The organism is Leifsonia sp. NPDC080035 (assembly GCF_040050925.1).
GTDB lineage: Bacteria > Actinomycetota > Actinomycetes > Actinomycetales > Microbacteriaceae > Leifsonia.
Genome location: NZ_CP157390.1, coordinates 3,657,468 through 3,671,549, shown reverse-complemented (window position 1 = coordinate 3,671,549; position 14,082 = coordinate 3,657,468). Strand labels below are relative to the sequence as shown.

At 70.1% G+C, this 14,082-nt stretch carries 14 protein-coding genes; 9 read left to right on the top strand and 5 right to left on the bottom strand.

Features of this window, described 5'->3' with window-relative positions:
* Window positions 1-178: 178 nt before the first annotated feature.
* The 9 genes from AAME72_RS17820 (at window position 179) to AAME72_RS17780 (ending at window position 7,981) form a co-directional block, all read left to right on the top strand.
* Window positions 179-1,528: an acyltransferase gene (locus AAME72_RS17820; RefSeq protein ID WP_348787868.1), complete on the top strand. Its 1,350-nt coding sequence runs from the start codon at window positions 179-181 to the stop codon at window positions 1,526-1,528.
* Between the two features lie 11 nt (window positions 1,529-1,539).
* Window positions 1,540-2,370: an RNase adapter RapZ gene (gene rapZ / locus AAME72_RS17815; RefSeq protein WP_348790169.1), complete on the top strand. Its 831-nt coding sequence runs from the start codon at window positions 1,540-1,542 to the stop codon at window positions 2,368-2,370.
* A 58-nt stretch (window positions 2,371-2,428) separates the two neighbouring features.
* Window positions 2,429-3,409, top strand: a complete 981-nt coding sequence (gene whiA, locus AAME72_RS17810) for a DNA-binding protein WhiA (RefSeq protein WP_348787867.1) — start codon at window positions 2,429-2,431, stop codon at window positions 3,407-3,409.
* Window positions 3,410-3,506: 97 nt separating this feature from the next.
* Window positions 3,507-4,133, top strand: a complete 627-nt coding sequence (locus AAME72_RS17805; RefSeq protein WP_348787866.1) for a superoxide dismutase — start codon at window positions 3,507-3,509, stop codon at window positions 4,131-4,133.
* Window positions 4,134-4,236: 103 nt separating this feature from the next.
* Window positions 4,237-5,241 carry a type I glyceraldehyde-3-phosphate dehydrogenase gene (gene gap / locus AAME72_RS17800; RefSeq protein WP_348787865.1) on the top strand — a complete coding sequence of 335 codons (1,005 nt, stop codon included), beginning with the start codon at window positions 4,237-4,239 and terminating at the stop codon, window positions 5,239-5,241.
* A gap of 16 nt (window positions 5,242-5,257) precedes the next feature.
* Window positions 5,258-6,475, top strand: coding sequence for a phosphoglycerate kinase (locus tag AAME72_RS17795; RefSeq protein ID WP_348787864.1), 1,218 nt, complete (start codon window positions 5,258-5,260; stop codon window positions 6,473-6,475).
* Complete coding sequence (gene tpiA / locus AAME72_RS17790; RefSeq protein ID WP_348787863.1) at window positions 6,463-7,266, top strand: triose-phosphate isomerase; 804 nt, start codon at window positions 6,463-6,465, stop codon at window positions 7,264-7,266. The genes AAME72_RS17795 and tpiA overlap by 13 nt, the downstream gene beginning before the upstream one ends.
* 79 nt (window positions 7,267-7,345) lie before the next feature.
* Window positions 7,346-7,591 carry a preprotein translocase subunit SecG gene (gene secG, locus AAME72_RS17785; RefSeq protein ID WP_314146954.1) on the top strand — a complete coding sequence of 82 codons (246 nt, stop codon included), beginning with the start codon at window positions 7,346-7,348 and terminating at the stop codon, window positions 7,589-7,591.
* A 24-nt stretch (window positions 7,592-7,615) separates the two neighbouring features.
* The gene (locus AAME72_RS17780; RefSeq protein ID WP_348787862.1) at window positions 7,616-7,981 is read left to right on the top strand and encodes an RNA polymerase-binding protein RbpA; all 366 of its coding nucleotides are present in this window, start codon (window positions 7,616-7,618) and stop codon (window positions 7,979-7,981) included.
* 80 nt (window positions 7,982-8,061) lie between these two features.
* On the opposite strand, the gene pgl is transcribed toward AAME72_RS17780, so the two are convergent.
* From pgl to tal, 5 genes are read right to left on the bottom strand one after another with little or no spacing between them, the layout of a single operon-like run.
* On the bottom strand, window positions 8,062-8,832 hold the full coding sequence (gene pgl / locus AAME72_RS17775; RefSeq protein ID WP_348787861.1) for a 6-phosphogluconolactonase: 771 nt from the start codon (window positions 8,830-8,832) through the stop codon (window positions 8,062-8,064).
* Window positions 8,829-9,791 carry a glucose-6-phosphate dehydrogenase assembly protein OpcA gene (locus tag AAME72_RS17770; protein WP_348787860.1) on the bottom strand — a complete coding sequence of 321 codons (963 nt, stop codon included), beginning with the start codon at window positions 9,789-9,791 and terminating at the stop codon, window positions 8,829-8,831. The genes pgl and AAME72_RS17770 overlap by 4 nt, the downstream gene beginning before the upstream one ends.
* Entirely contained in the window at window positions 9,788-11,329 is a 1,542-nt protein-coding gene (gene zwf / locus AAME72_RS17765; protein ID WP_348787859.1) for a glucose-6-phosphate dehydrogenase, read from the bottom strand. Before zwf ends, AAME72_RS17770 begins: the two co-directional genes overlap by 4 nt.
* A 12-nt stretch (window positions 11,330-11,341) precedes the next feature.
* Window positions 11,342-12,952 (bottom strand): glucose-6-phosphate isomerase, encoded by a 1,611-nt coding sequence (locus tag AAME72_RS17760; RefSeq protein ID WP_348787858.1) that lies wholly within the window; start codon window positions 12,950-12,952, stop codon window positions 11,342-11,344.
* Window positions 12,949-14,076, bottom strand: a complete 1,128-nt coding sequence (tal, locus tag AAME72_RS17755; protein ID WP_348787857.1) for a transaldolase — start codon at window positions 14,074-14,076, stop codon at window positions 12,949-12,951. The genes AAME72_RS17760 and tal overlap by 4 nt, the downstream gene beginning before the upstream one ends.
* Window positions 14,077-14,082 lie beyond the last annotated feature (6 nt).

Sequence of the window (14,082 nt, the reverse complement as noted above, 5' to 3'; positions counted from 1 at the left end):
GTGTGCCCCTGCTCGCGCAGGCTGCAGACGTCCCGAACGGGGTCAGTCGCGTTCGCACGCCGGTCGCCGCACCCGTACCGGGGTACGGGGCTCGGTTGGCTCCACCGGGTGACGCCCTGCCCGTCGCCCGGTTGACACGCTCTCCCCGTCGGTCCACCGGACCGCGGAAGGAGTCCCGATGTCCACCGTCGCCGAACGCCCGGCCCGCATCGCCCCACCCGCTCCCGCGCGGGTCAGGGACGGCTCCGTCGACCTCGTCCGTGCAGCCTGCCTCGGCGTGGTCGTCGTCCTGCACGCCCTGATGGTGGGCGTCAGCATCGGCCCGCACGGCCTCGTGCTCGAGAACGCGCTGGAGGGGTGGGCCGGTTTCCCCGCGCTCACCTGGGTCGCCCAGGTGATGCCCTTGTTCTTCGTCCTCGGCGGCTTCTCGGCCTACGGGCAGTGGACCAGGATGCGCGAAGCGGGCGGCGGGTACGGCGACTATCTGGCGAAACGGGTCCGGCGCCTGCTGCTCCCCGCCTCGGGAGCGCTCGTCGCCACGGCGGTCCTGCTGGCCGGGCTCACCCTCACGGGGCTTCCCGCCTCCGTCGTCGCGACCGCCGGCTTCCGGCTCGGCCAGCCGCTCTGGTTCCTCGGCGTCTACGTGCTGTGCACCGCCGCCGTCCCGTTCCTGGCCGAGGCGCACCGGCGCCGTCCCGTGGCCGCGATCGGGGCGCTCGCGACGCTGGCGCTGACCGTGGATGCGGTGCGCGCGATCACCGGGCTGACGGCCATCGGCTTCGCGAACCTTCTCTTCGTGTGGCTGCTCGTGCAGCAGCTGGGGTTCTGGCTCGCCTCCGGCCGCTTCGAGGGGATGCGCCGCCCCGCCCTGCTCGCGCTGGCCGCGGCCGGCGTCGCCGTCGTGGTCGTCGGCGCGTCCTGCGGGCTGTGGTCCCTGGACCTGTACGCCGACCTCAACCCTCCCGCCACGGCGCTCGCGGCCTTCGGAGTCGCCCAGCTCGCCGCGTTCCGGCTGCTGCGCGGCCGGCTGCGCGCCGCCGCGGAGCGCCCCGCGATCGCCAGCGTCGTCGGAGCGGTGAACGCACGGGCGATGACGATCTATTCGTGGCACATGCTCGCACTGATCGCCCTCGCCGGGCTCCTACTGCTGGCGGGCGTCGCGCTGCCGGTGCCGCTGTCGGGCGCCTGGTGGGCGACCCGGCCGCTCTGGATCGTCGCGGCGGTTGCGGCCGTCGGCGGGCTCGTCATGGTCGCCTCCCGCACCGAGCGCCGTCCGGACGCGGCGGGCGCCTCCGTCGGCCCGGCACGGGCCATTGCGGCCGCGGCGTGCGGTGCGGGAGGCGTGCTGACGGCACTCATCGCCGGCTCGTCGCCGTCCGGCTGGGTGATCGCCTCGGTGCTCGTTCTCGCGGCGCTGCGGATTGCGCGCAGAAGCCGGGACCGCGCGCCCTCAGTCGCTAGGCTGGGAGCACCCCGGCCAGAGAAGGAGCAGACGTGGCGACCGACACCGAGCAGCAGGAAGTGCTGATCGTCACAGGGATGTCGGGGGCGGGCCGCTCGACGGTCGCCAACGCGCTCGAGGACCTCGACTGGTACGTGGTCGACAACCTCCCTCCGCAGATGCTCCGGCCCCTCATCGAGCTGGCCAATCGCGCCGAATCCGGGCTGCCCCGCATCGCCGCGGTCGTGGACGTGCGCGGGCGGAACTTCTTCGCCGACCTGCGGGAGATGATCCAGAGCCTGCGCGAGGGGACGAAGGTCCGGGTGCTGTTCCTCGAGGCCTCGGACGCGGTGCTCGTTCGCCGGTTCGAGCAGGTCAGGCGCCCGCACCCGCTGCAGGGCAACGGCACCATCCTGGACGGGATCAGCGCGGAGCGGATGCGGCTGCGCGAGATCCGCGAGTCCAGCGACATCATCGTGGACACCTCCGACCTGAACATCCACCAGCTCGCCACCAACATCACCGACACGTTCGCGTCCGAGAACACCGCGGGCGTGCAGCTGACCGTGATGAGCTTCGGCTTCAAGTACGGGCTGCCCGCCGACGCCGACATGGTCGCGGACGCGCGCTTCCTGCCGAACCCGTTCTGGATCCCGGAGCTGCGCCCGCACACCGGCCTCGACGAGGTGGTCAAGGACTACGTGTTGGCGCAGAACGGCGCGGCCGAGTTCATCGACGCCTACGTCGCGGCCCTCCGGCCGATCTTCGAGGGATACCAGCGTGAGAACAAGCGGCACGCCACGATCGCGATAGGCTGCACGGGAGGAAAGCACCGGTCCGTCGCGATTGCGGAAGAGCTCGCGGCGAGGGTGAGGAGCTTTCCCGGCGTCGCGGTGAACACGAAGCACCGCGACCTGGGCCGTGAATGATGCCGGCCGCCCACTTCACGGCGTGACCCGCGCCGTCCGTCACAGAAAAGGAATCCGATTGGCTCTCACCGCCGACGTCAAAGACGAGCTCACGAAGGTAGAGGTCAGCAAGACGACCGTCCGGGCCGCCGAGCTTGCCACCATCCTGCGGTTCTCGGGAGGGCTGCACCTGATCGGCGGCCGCATCGCGGTCGAGAGCGAGCTGGACACTCCGGAGCTCGCGACCCGGGTGCGCAAGGACCTCGCCGAGCTCTACGGCGTCCGCAGCGAGGGCTCGGTGATCTCGGCCTCCGGCATCCGCCGCACGAGCCAGTACCTCGTCCGCGTTCTCGAGGGCGGCGAGACGCTCGCCCGCCAGACCGGCCTGCTCGACGCCCGCCGCCGCCCCATCCGCGGCCTCCCGAACCGTCTCACCACCGGCTCCCGCGAGGAGCTCGCCGCCGTCTGGCGCGGGGCGTTCCTCGCCCACGGCTCGCTGACCGACCCCGGGCGCTCCGCCGCCCTCGAGGTGACTTGCCCCGGCAACGAGGCCGCGATGGCACTGGTCGGCGCGGCCGGCCGGCTCGGCATCGCCGCGAAGGCACGGGAGGTGCGCGGCGTTCACCGCGTCGTCATCCGCGACGGCGAGGCGATCAGCGCCATGCTCGTCGCGATGGGCGCCACCCAGACCGTCGCCAACTGGGAGGAGCTGCGTCAGCGCCGCGAGGTCCGCGCCACGGCGAACCGGCTGGTCAACTTCGACGACGCGAACCTGCGCCGCTCCGCCCAGGCCGCCGTCGCCGCCTGCGCCCGCGTCGAGCGCGCGCTCGAGATCCTCGGCGACGAGGTGCCGGAGCACCTGCGCTACGCCGGCGAGCTGCGCCTCTCGCACCGCGACGCGAGCCTCGACGAGCTCGGCCACCACGCCGACCCTCCGATGACCAAGGACGCGGTCGCCGGCCGCATCCGCCGCCTCCTCGCGATGGCGGACAAGAAGGCCTCGGACCTCGGCATCCCCGGCACGGAGGCGAGCCTCCCCGCCGATCTCGACGAGGTGTAGTTTCGTCTCGCGGATCCCGGGTGGGGAAGCATCCTCTGGCCGCCTCGGTTGCCCTCACTAGACTGGAAAAGTCGCTCGAATCAATTGGAGATGAGTAATGGCTGACTACACGCTCGCCGACCTTCCGTACGACTACTCGGCACTCGAGCCGAACATCAGCGGCCGGATCATGGAGCTGCACCACGACAAGCACCACAAGGCCTACGTCGACGGCGCGAACACCGCCCTCGCCAAGCTGGCCGAGGCGCGCGACGCGGACGACCTGACCTACGTCAACAAGCTCCAGAAGGACCTCGCGTTCAACCTGGCCGGTCACGTGAACCACACCGTGTTCTGGAACAACCTCTCCCCGGACGGCGGTGACAAGCCGACCGGCGAGCTCGCCGCGGCCATCGACGAGTTCTTCGGCTCGTTCGACAAGTTCCGCGCCCACTTCACGGCGTCGGCGCTCGGCATCCAGGGCTCCGGCTGGTCGATCCTCGCCTGGGACTCGCTGGGCCAGAAGCTCATCATCGAGCAGCTCTACGACCACCAGGGCAACCTGGCCGCCGCCACCATCCCGCTCCTCCTGCTCGACATGTGGGAGCACGCCTTCTACCTCGACTACGTCAACGTGAAGGCGGACTACGTCAAGGCGTTCTGGAACATCACCAACTGGTCGGATGTCAACGACCGCTTCACCAAGGCGCGCGAGAAGACCTCGGGTCTGCTGCTACTGTCGTAGCGGAAAGGCGTCCCGGGAGGGAGCCCTTCCGGGACGCCGTCGTCCGCCCCATTCCACGAAACAACAGCGCCTCGGCGCACCCATCTAGCAACGGGAGACATCTGTGTCCGTAAAGATCGGAATCAACGGGTTCGGTCGCATTGGTCGCAACTACCTGCGCGCGGCCCTCGCGAAGGGCAGCGACCTCGAGATCGTCGCGGTGAACGACCTCACCGACAACAAGACGCTCGCGCACCTTCTGAAGTACGACTCCATCACGGGCCGTCTCGACGCGACGGTGGAGCTGGAGGGCGACAACATCGTCGTCAACGGCAAGCCGATCAAGGTCCTCGCGGAGCGCGACCCCGCGAACCTCGGCTGGGGCGAGCTGGGCGTCGACATCGTCATCGAGTCGACCGGCCGCTTCACCAAGGCCGCCGACGCCAAGAAGCACATCGAGGCCGGCGCCAAGAAGGTCATCATCTCCGCTCCGGCGACCGACGAGGACGCGACCTTCGTCATCGGCGTGAACGAGCACCTGTACGACCCGGAGAAGCACAACATCATCTCCAACGCGTCGTGCACCACGAACTGCCTTGCGCCGCTCGCGAAGGTCTTCAACGACGAGTTCGGCATCGAGCGCGGTCTGATGACCACCGTCCACGCCTACACCGCCGACCAGAACCTCCAGGACGGCCCGCACAGCGACCTGCGCCGCGCCCGCGCCGCCGCGATCAACATCGTCCCGACCTCCACTGGCGCCGCCAAGGCCATCGGCCTGGTCCTGCCGGAGCTGAAGGGCAAGCTGGACGGCTTCGCGCTGCGCGTCCCCGTCCCCACCGGCTCGATCACCGACCTGACCGTGACCGCCTCGCGCCCCGTCACCATCGACGAGGTCAAGGCCGCGTACAAGAAGGCCGCCGAGGGCCCCCTCAAGGGCATCCTCAAGTACACCGAGGACGAGATCGTCTCCAGCGACATCGTCTCCGACCCGCACTCGTCGATCTTCGACTCCGGCCTGCTGCGCGTCATCGGCGACCAGGTGAAGCTCTCGAGCTGGTACGACAACGAGTGGGGCTACTCCAACCGTCTCGTCGACCTGACCGAGTACGTCGCCGAGCGTCTCTGAAGCACAGGGAACCCGCGTGACGCTCCGTACTCTCGACTCACTCGGTCCGCTCGCGGGAAAGCGCGTCGTCGTCCGCTGTGATCTGAACGTCCCCCTCAAGGACGGGAAGATCACGGACGACGGACGCGTGCGAGCCTCCGTCCCGACCATCGACGCCCTGGTCAACCAGGGCGCGAAGGTGGTCGTCATCTCGCACCTGGGCCGCCCCGAGGGCGCCCCGGACGCGAAGTACAGCCTGGCGCCGGTCGCCCAGCGGCTCTGCGAGCTGCTGGGCAAGCCGGTGACCTTCGCCAAGGACACCGTAGGATCCGGCGCCGAGGAGGCCGTCGCCGGTCTCCAGGACGGCGACGTCGCCCTGCTCGAGAACCTCCGGTTCAACCCGGGGGAGACCAGCAAGGACGAGGCGGAGCGCGAGGCCTTCGCGGCCAAGCTCGCCGCGTTCGGCGACGCCTTCGTCTCCGACGGCTTCGGTGTCGTTCACCGCAAGCAGGCGAGCGTGTACGAGCTGGCCAAGGCGCTCCCGAGCGCCGCAGGCACCCTCATCGCCGCCGAACTCGACGTGCTCGACCGCCTCACCGAGAACCCCGAGCGACCCTATGTCGTCGTCCTCGGCGGTTCGAAGGTCTCCGACAAGCTCGGCGTGATCGGCCACCTGCTGCCGCGGGTGAACGCGCTGCTGATCGGCGGCGGGATGCTGTTCACCTTCCTCGCCGCGCTCGGCCACAAGGTGGGCTCCAGCCTGCTCGAGGCCGACCAGATCGACACCGTGAAGGGCTACCTGGCGAAGGCCGAGGAGCTGGGCGTCGAGATCGTCCTGCCGCGGGACGTCGTCGTCGCGTCGAAGTTCGGCGCGGACGCGGAGCACGTGGTGCGCCCGGTGGACGCGATCGAGGACACCGACTGGGGCTCCTCCGGTCTCGGGCTCGACATCGGACCGGAGACGGCCGAGGTGTTCGCGGAGTACATCCGCGGCGCCCGCACCGTTTTCTGGAACGGCCCGATGGGCGTATTCGAGCTCGCGCCGTTCGCGGCGGGCACCAAGGCGATCGCCCAGGCGCTGACCGAGGTCGACGGCCTCGGCGTCGTCGGCGGCGGCGACTCGGCCGCCGCAGTGCGCGCGCTCGGCTTCACCGACGATCAGTTCGGTCACATTTCTACCGGTGGCGGTGCGAGCCTCGAGTTCCTCGAGGGGAAGCACCTGCCGGGTCTGGAGGTCCTCGGATGGCAGCAGTGAGCCCCTCGGTGCGGCGCGTGCCGCTCATCGCAGGCAACTGGAAGATGAACCTGGACCACCTCCAGGCGATCGCGGTCGTGCAGAAGCTCGCGTGGACGCTCAAGGACGCCGGTCACGACTTCGGCGCCGTCGAGGTCGCGGTTTTCCCGCCGTTCACCGACCTGCGCAGCGTTCAGACGCTTGTCGCGGCGGACAAGCTGCCGATCGCGTTCGGCGGCCAGGACGTGTCCGAGCACGAGTCCGGCGCGTACACCGGCGAGGTGGCGGCGTCGTTCCTCGCCGCGCTGGAGTCGCGCTACGTGATCATCGGCCACTCGGAGCGGCGCACGCTGCACAACGAGACCGACGAGCAGGTCGCCGCGAAGGTCGCCCAGGCGCTGAAGCACAACATCGCGCCGATCATCTGCGTCGGCGAGACCGCGGAGGACCTGGAGACGCACGGCGCGAGCGCGGTGCCGGTGGCGCAGCTGCGCGCTGCCCTCGCGAACGTGGACTCGGCGGCCGACTTCGTCGTCGCGTACGAGCCCGTGTGGGCGATCGGCTCCGGCCAGGCGGCGACGCCCGAGCAGGCCGAGCAGGTCGCGGCTGCGCTGCGCGCGGTCATCGTCGAGAAGCTCGGCGAGGACGTCGCGGCCAAGACGCGCATCCTCTACGGCGGTTCGGTGAAGTCGGGCAATATCGCCGGCTTCATGCGCGAGCCGAACGTGGATGGTGCGCTCGTCGGCGGCGCCAGCCTCGACGTCGCGGAGTTCTCGGCCATCATCCGCTACCAGAAGCACGTCGGACTGTAAGGTCCGCGTCGGACCGCGGCCGGTTATACTGGTCGTTGGTTTGGCCGGGCGCCGCCCGGTACGCATCGAAAGGTCAAACGTGCAGATTCTCCAGGTCGTCCTGCAGGTCCTGCTGGGTATCACCAGCCTCCTGCTGACGCTGCTCATCCTCTTGCACAAGGGGCGCGGTGGCGGTCTCTCCGACATGTTCGGTGGAGGCGTCACCTCCAACCTGGGCGCATCCGGGGTCGCCGAGCGCAACCTGAACCGGATCACCGTCGTGCTCGGGCTCATCTGGATCGTGTGCATCGTCGTGCTCGGTCTCATCACCAAGTTCAGCGCCTAACGCGCCTTTCACCAGAGGAGAACCATGGCATCCGGAGGAAGTGCAATTCGGGGTTCGCGCGTCGGCGCAGGCCCGATGGGCGAGCAGGACCGCGGTTTCCACGCGGAGCGCATCGCGATCTCGTACTGGGACGCGCTCGGCAACGAGACGGTCCGCTACTTCGCGGCGAACCTGCCCGACGAGGAGATCCCCGAGGTCATCGACTCGCCCTCGACCGGTCTCCCGGCCGGCCGCGACAAGGAGAACCCGCCGTCGGTCGCCAAGACCGAGCCGTACAAGACGCACCTCGCCTACGTGAAGGAGCGCCGCTCAGAGGAGGAGGCGGAGCAGCTGCTCGAGGACGCCCTCAACCAGCTCCGCGCCCGCCGCGGCAAGCCGACGAGCAACTGACGCTCGCCTCGCACGCACGAAGAAGCCCCGCCGGTCGGTGACCGGCGGGGCTTTCTCGTGCGTCGTGCGGTGTCGGCCGCTCAGTAGCTCGGGGCGATGAGGTTCTCCGGAACATCGACCGCCGCGTCCTTGTCTACGAAGAACACGGTGCGCTTGCGGCCTTTGGCGCCCGCGACCGGGACCTCGGTGTAGCTGGCCCCCGCGAGCGCCAGCCCGAGCGCGCTGGCCTTGTCGGTGCCGGAGAGCACCAGCCAGATGCGGTCGGACGCGTTCAGCACCGGCCGGGTGAGGCTGAGCCGCGCGGGAGGCGGCTTCGGCGACTCGCGCTCGGCGATCACCGTCGCCTCCGTCTCGCGGATGCCCGCGCGGTCGGGGAACAGCGAGGCGATGTGACCGTCCGGGCCGACGCCGAGGAACGTGATGTCGAACCGCGGGAACAGCTGGCCCTCCGGCGCGAACGCCTCGAGCTCCGCGGCATACACGCGCGCGGCCTCGTCGATGTCCGGGATGTCGTCCGACGCGGGGAACGGGTGGATGTTCTCCGGCGGCACCGCGATGTGGTCGAGCAGGGCCTCGCGCGCCTGACGCTCGTTCCTGTCCTCGCTGCTACGCTCGACGAAGCGCTCGTCACCCCACCAGAAGTGCACCTTCGACCAGTCGATGGTGTCGCGGGCGGGGGAGGAGTTGACCGCCTCCAGCACCGCGATGCCCATCGTCCCGCCGGTCAACGCGATGTTCGCGCCACCCAGGTCGTCGAGGATGTCGATCGTCTTGGTGAGGAAGCGCGCGGCCACCGAGGCGGCGAGTGCTTCCTTGTCGGGGTGGACGAGCACCCGCCGTTCGTTCGTCATGCTGTCGCGTCCGCTCCCTCGTCGGCGGTCTCGAGCAGTCCGAGACCCTTCGTGATGACCTCTCCGTACAGGTCGTCCGGGTCCAGCCTACGCAACTCCTCTGCCAGGCAGTCCCGGAGGTTGCGCCGGGGGAGCGACAGATCGTGGCTCGGCTGGCCGGGCTGCGAGAGCCGGGCGACGTTCGGGATCTCGCGCTCGAGCTCGATCGTGCCGGAGGAGCGGTGCATCTGCACGCCGTGGATGCCGCCGGAGCCGACCGCGCGCGAGGCGAGGTCGTACTGCACCGGCACCTGCAGCTGGAGGCGCAGCCACGCGGCGAGCAGCAGCGTGGAGGGGGAGTCGGCGGCGCCGGCCACCTCCACGGCCGTGATCGGCTCGTACGGCGGCTGGTCGAGCACCGCGGCGAGCTGGGCGCGCCACAGGGTGAGCCTCGTCCAGGCGAAGTCGGTGTCGCCGGGGGCGTAAGTCTCCGACAGGCGGAACAGCGCCTCCTGCGGGTTCGGCTGCGCCGAGGCGTCCGTGATGCGACGGGTCGCGATCCGCCCGAGGGGGGAGTGCGACGCCTTGGCCGGGGCGATGCCCGGCCACCAGACGACGACGGGCGCGTCGGGCAGCAGGAGGCCTGTGACCAGCCCCTCCTCGTCGCTCGCCGTCTCGCCGTAGGCGCGGAGCACGATGACCTCGCTCGCACCGGCGTCGCCGCCGACGCGGATCTGCGCGTCCAGCCGGCCATCGCCCTTGGTGCTGCGCTCCTCCTCGGTGGAGACCACGATGACGCGCATCGGGTGCTCGCGGGAGGCGTCGTTGGCGGCCTCGATGGCCTCCTCCTCCTGGCCGAGGTGGGTGGCGATGATGAGCGTGAGCACACGACCGAGGGCGACGGCGCCGCCCTCCTCGCGGATCTTGACCAGCGCCTTCGAGATGTTGCTGACCGTGGTATCGGGCAGATCGACGATCATGGACGCCTCCAAACGCGGCCGTCGCGAGCGAGCAGCTCGTCGGCCGACTCCGGGCCCCAGGTTCCGGGGCGGTACTGCTCGGGCTGGCCCTGCGTGGCCCAGAACTCCTCGATCGGGTCGAGGATCTTCCAGGACAGCTCGACCTCCTCATGGCGGGGGAACAGCGGCGGGTCGCCGAGCAGCACATCCAAGATGAGCCGCTCGTAGGCCTCGGGGCTGGCCTCCGTGAAGGCGTGGCCGTAGCCGAAGTCCATGCTGACGTCGCGCACCTGCATCCCCGCGCCCGGCACCTTGGAGCCGAAGCGGATCGTGACGCCCTCGTCGGGCTGCACGCGGATGACGAGGGCGTTCTGACCGAGCGCGCTGGTCTGCGACTCGGCGAACAGCTGCTGCGGCGCGCGCTTGAACACGACCGCGATCTCGGTGACGCGGCGGCCGAGGCGCTTGCCGGCGCGCAGGTAGAACGGCACGCCCGCCCAGCGGCGGGTGCCGATCCCGAGCTTGATGGCCGCGTAGGTCTCCGTGGTGGACTGGGGGTTCATCCCGTCCTCCTCCAGGAAACCGACGACCTTCTCGCCGCCCTGCCAGCCGCTGGAGTACTGGCCGCGCGCGGTGGACTTCGCCAGGTCCTTCGGCAGCCGGACGGCCGCGAGCACCTTCTCCTTCTCGGCGCGCAGGTCGGCGGCGTCGAACGAGATCGGCTCCTCCATCGCGGTCAGCGCCAGCAGCTGGAGCAGGTGGTTCTGGATGACGTCGCGGGCCGCGCCGATGCCGTCGTAGTAGCCGGCACGACCGCCGACGCCGATGTCCTCGGCCATGGTGATCTGCACGTGGTCGACGTAGTTGGCGTTCCAGATCGGCTCGTACAGCTCGTTCGCGAAGCGCAGCGCCAGGATGTTCTGGACCGTCTCCTTGCCGAGGTAGTGGTCGATACGGAACACCGAGTCGGCGGGGAACACCGACTCGACGACGGAGTTCAGCTCGCGTGCCGTCTTCAGGTCGGACCCGAACGGCTTCTCGATCACCACTCGGCGCCAGCCCTCTCCGGACTGGTCGGCCAGTCCGGAGCGGCGCAGCTGCTCGGTGACGATCGGGAACGCCTTCGGCGGGATCGACAGGTAGAACGCGTGGTTGCCCATCGTACCGCGCTCCTTGTCGAGCGACTCCACCGTCTCCTTGAGGCGGCGGAACGCGGCGTCGTCGTCGAACTCGCCGGGCACGAAGCGGATGCCCTGCGCCAGCTGCTTCCAGACGTCGTCCTCGAACGGGGTGCGCGCGTACTGCTTGACCGCGTCGTAGACGACCTTCTCGAAGTCCTGGTCCTCCCAGTCACGCCGGGCGAAGCCGACGAGGGAGAACCCGGGCGGGAGCAGGCCGCGGTTGGCGAGGTCGTACACGGCCGGCATCAGCTTCTTGCGCGACAGGTCGCCCGTCACGCCGAAGATGATGAGGCTGCTCGGCCCCGCGATGCGGTTCAGCCGACGGTCGGAGGGCAACCTGAGCGGGTTGAACTCCGGGGTGATGTCCACCGGTGACAAGTGATGTTCTCCTCAGTTGACGGCTTCGAACAGCGAGACGACATCCGCCTCGGGGTTCGTGAGGGTCAGGGTCAGCACGGGACGGCCGTGCTCGCCGAGAACGCTGGCGTCGCCCGCGGCCTGGGCCTGGATGAGCTGGCCGAATGTGAACGGGCGGTCAGGGATCTCGAGGTCCTCCGGGGCGGTCGCGGTGATCTGCAAGAACACGCCGACGGCGGGGCCGCCCTTGTGGAACTGACCGGTGGAGTGCAGGAACCGCGGTCCCCAGCCGAACGTGACCGGGCGCTTGGCCTTCGCGGCGAGCAGGTCGCGCACGCCCGCCAGCTGCGGGAGGGCGAGCCGGTCGACGTAGGCCTGCACCGCGACGTAGCCGTCGGGTCCGAGCTGCGCGAGGAGCGCATCCACGGCGGCGTCGAGGGTGGAGGCGCCGCCGAGGAAGTCTCCGGTGGTGCGCACCTCGATGCCACCCGCGGTGAACGCCGGGGCGGCGGGCTCTGGGCGGTTGTCGAGCAGCGCGCGTGCCGCGACCTTGGCGGCCTCGACGTCCGGCTGGTCGAACGGGTTGATGCCGAGCAGGCGTCCCGCGACGGCGACCGCGTACTCCCAGACGATGAGCTGGGCGCCGAGGCTGCCGGAGACGAGGATCTCGCCCTCGTGGCGGTCCGCCGGGAACAGGTGGTGCGCCTCCGCGTTCGCGACGAGGCGGACGATCTGCAGGTCGGCGGGCTTCAGCTCCAGCTCGGGTGCCAGCTTGTCGAGCACGACCGGGAGGAGGCCGGTGCCCTGCTTGCCGGTCGACTCGGCTATCAGCTGCTCGGCCCAGTCGGCGAAGCCGACGATGTGGGTGCCGTCCGCGACGATGCCCACCTTGTCCTTGAGCGGCACGGTGCCGGCGATCGCGGCGCCGAGCACGAGGCCCGGGTTCGCGTCGTTGTCGACGGCGAGCTCGATGAGCGTCGCCTCCGCCTCGTCCAGCAGCTCGGAGATGTCCACACCGGCGAGGCCGGACGGCACGAGGCCGAACGCGGTCAGCGCCGAGTAGCGGCCGCCCACGTTCGGGTCGGCGTTGAACACCCGGTAGCCGGCCTCGCGGGCCGACTGGTCGAGCGGCGAACCCGGGTCGGTGACGACCACGATGCGCTCGGCCGGGTCGATGCCGGCGTCACGGAACCACTTCTCGTAGATGCGGCGCTGGCTGTCGGTCTCCAGCGTCGAACCCGACTTCGAGGAGATCACGACGGCCGTGGCCTCGAGGCGGTCGCGCAGTGCGGCGAGCACCTGGCCCGGGTCGGTGGAGTCGAGCACGGTGAGCTCGGCCTCCGCCGTCCGCGTGATCACCTCGGGGGCGAGCGAAGAGCCGCCCATCCCGCCGAGGACGATGTGGTCGACGCCCTTGGCGTGCAGCTCCTCGCGGAGCGCGACGATCTCGGCGACCAGCGGCCGGGAGATCGCGACCGCCTCGGTCCAGCCGAGGCGCTTCGACGCCTCGGCCTCGGCGTCCGGGCCCCAGAGGGCCGGGTCGAGCGCGGTGATCCCGGAGGCCACGCGGTCCGCGACCAGCTGCGGGACGACGGTCGCGACCGCGTCCGCCGCCGCCCCGGTGACGTGGATGCGGAAGGTCACTTGGCCGCCTCCAGAGCGTTCTTGACCGTCTCGACGAGCTCGCCCCACGACACGTTGAACTTGTCGACGCCCTCGCGCTCGAGGGTGGCGGTCACGTCGTCGTAGTCGACGCCGAGCGCGGCCAGCTTGTTCAGCACCTCGTCGGCGTCTGCGTAGTTGCCGGTCACCGTGTCGCCGGTGATGACACCGTGGTCGAACGTGGCGTCGAGCGTCTTCTCCGGCATCGTGTTCACGGTGTTCGGGGCGACCAGCTCGGTCACGTACAGGGTGTCGGGCAGGCTCGGGTCCTTGACGCCGGTGGACGCCCAGAGCGGGCGCTGCTCGTTGGCGCCGGCCGCGACCAGGCTCTTGGCACGCTCGGAGGCGAACGCCTCCTCGTAGACCTGGTAGGCGAGGCGGGCGTTCGCGATGCCTGCCTTGCTCTTGAGGGCGAGCGCCTCGTCGGTGCCGATCGCGGTGAGGCGCTTGTCCACCTCGGTGTCGACGCGGGAGACGAAGAACGACGCGACCGACTGGATGCCGGAGAGGTCGATGCCCGCCGCCTTGGCCTTCTCGAGGCCGGTGAGGTAGGCGTTGATGACCGCGCGGTAGCGCTCGAGGCTGAAGATCAGGGTCACGTTGACGCTGATCCCGGCCGCGATGGTCTCGGTGATGGCCTCGAGGCCCTCGAGCGTCGCGGGGATCTTGATGAGCACGTTCTGCTTGTCGACCTTGGCGGCCAGCTTCTTGGCCTGCTCGATCGTCGCAGCGGCGTCGTGCGCGAGGCCGGGCTCGACCTCGATCGAGACGCGGCCATCCACGCCGTTCGTGCGCTCGTAGATCTCGTGGAAGATGTCGCTGGCGTCGGCGACGTCGTCGGTCGTGATCTCGAAGATCGCGTCCTCGACGCTGGCGCCGGCGGCGGCCAGTTGCTTGACCTGCTCGTCGTAGGCCTCGCCCTTGGAGAGCGCGGTGGCGAAGATCGTCGGGTTCGTGGTCACGCCGACCACGTTCTTCTCGGCGATGAGCTTCTGGAGACCGCCGGTGGCGATCCGCTCGCGGGACAGGTCGTCCAGCCAGATGCTGACGCCCGCGGCGGACAGGGCGGCCGTGGGGGAGGCGGTGGTGGAGGTGGTGTCTGTCATTGTCGT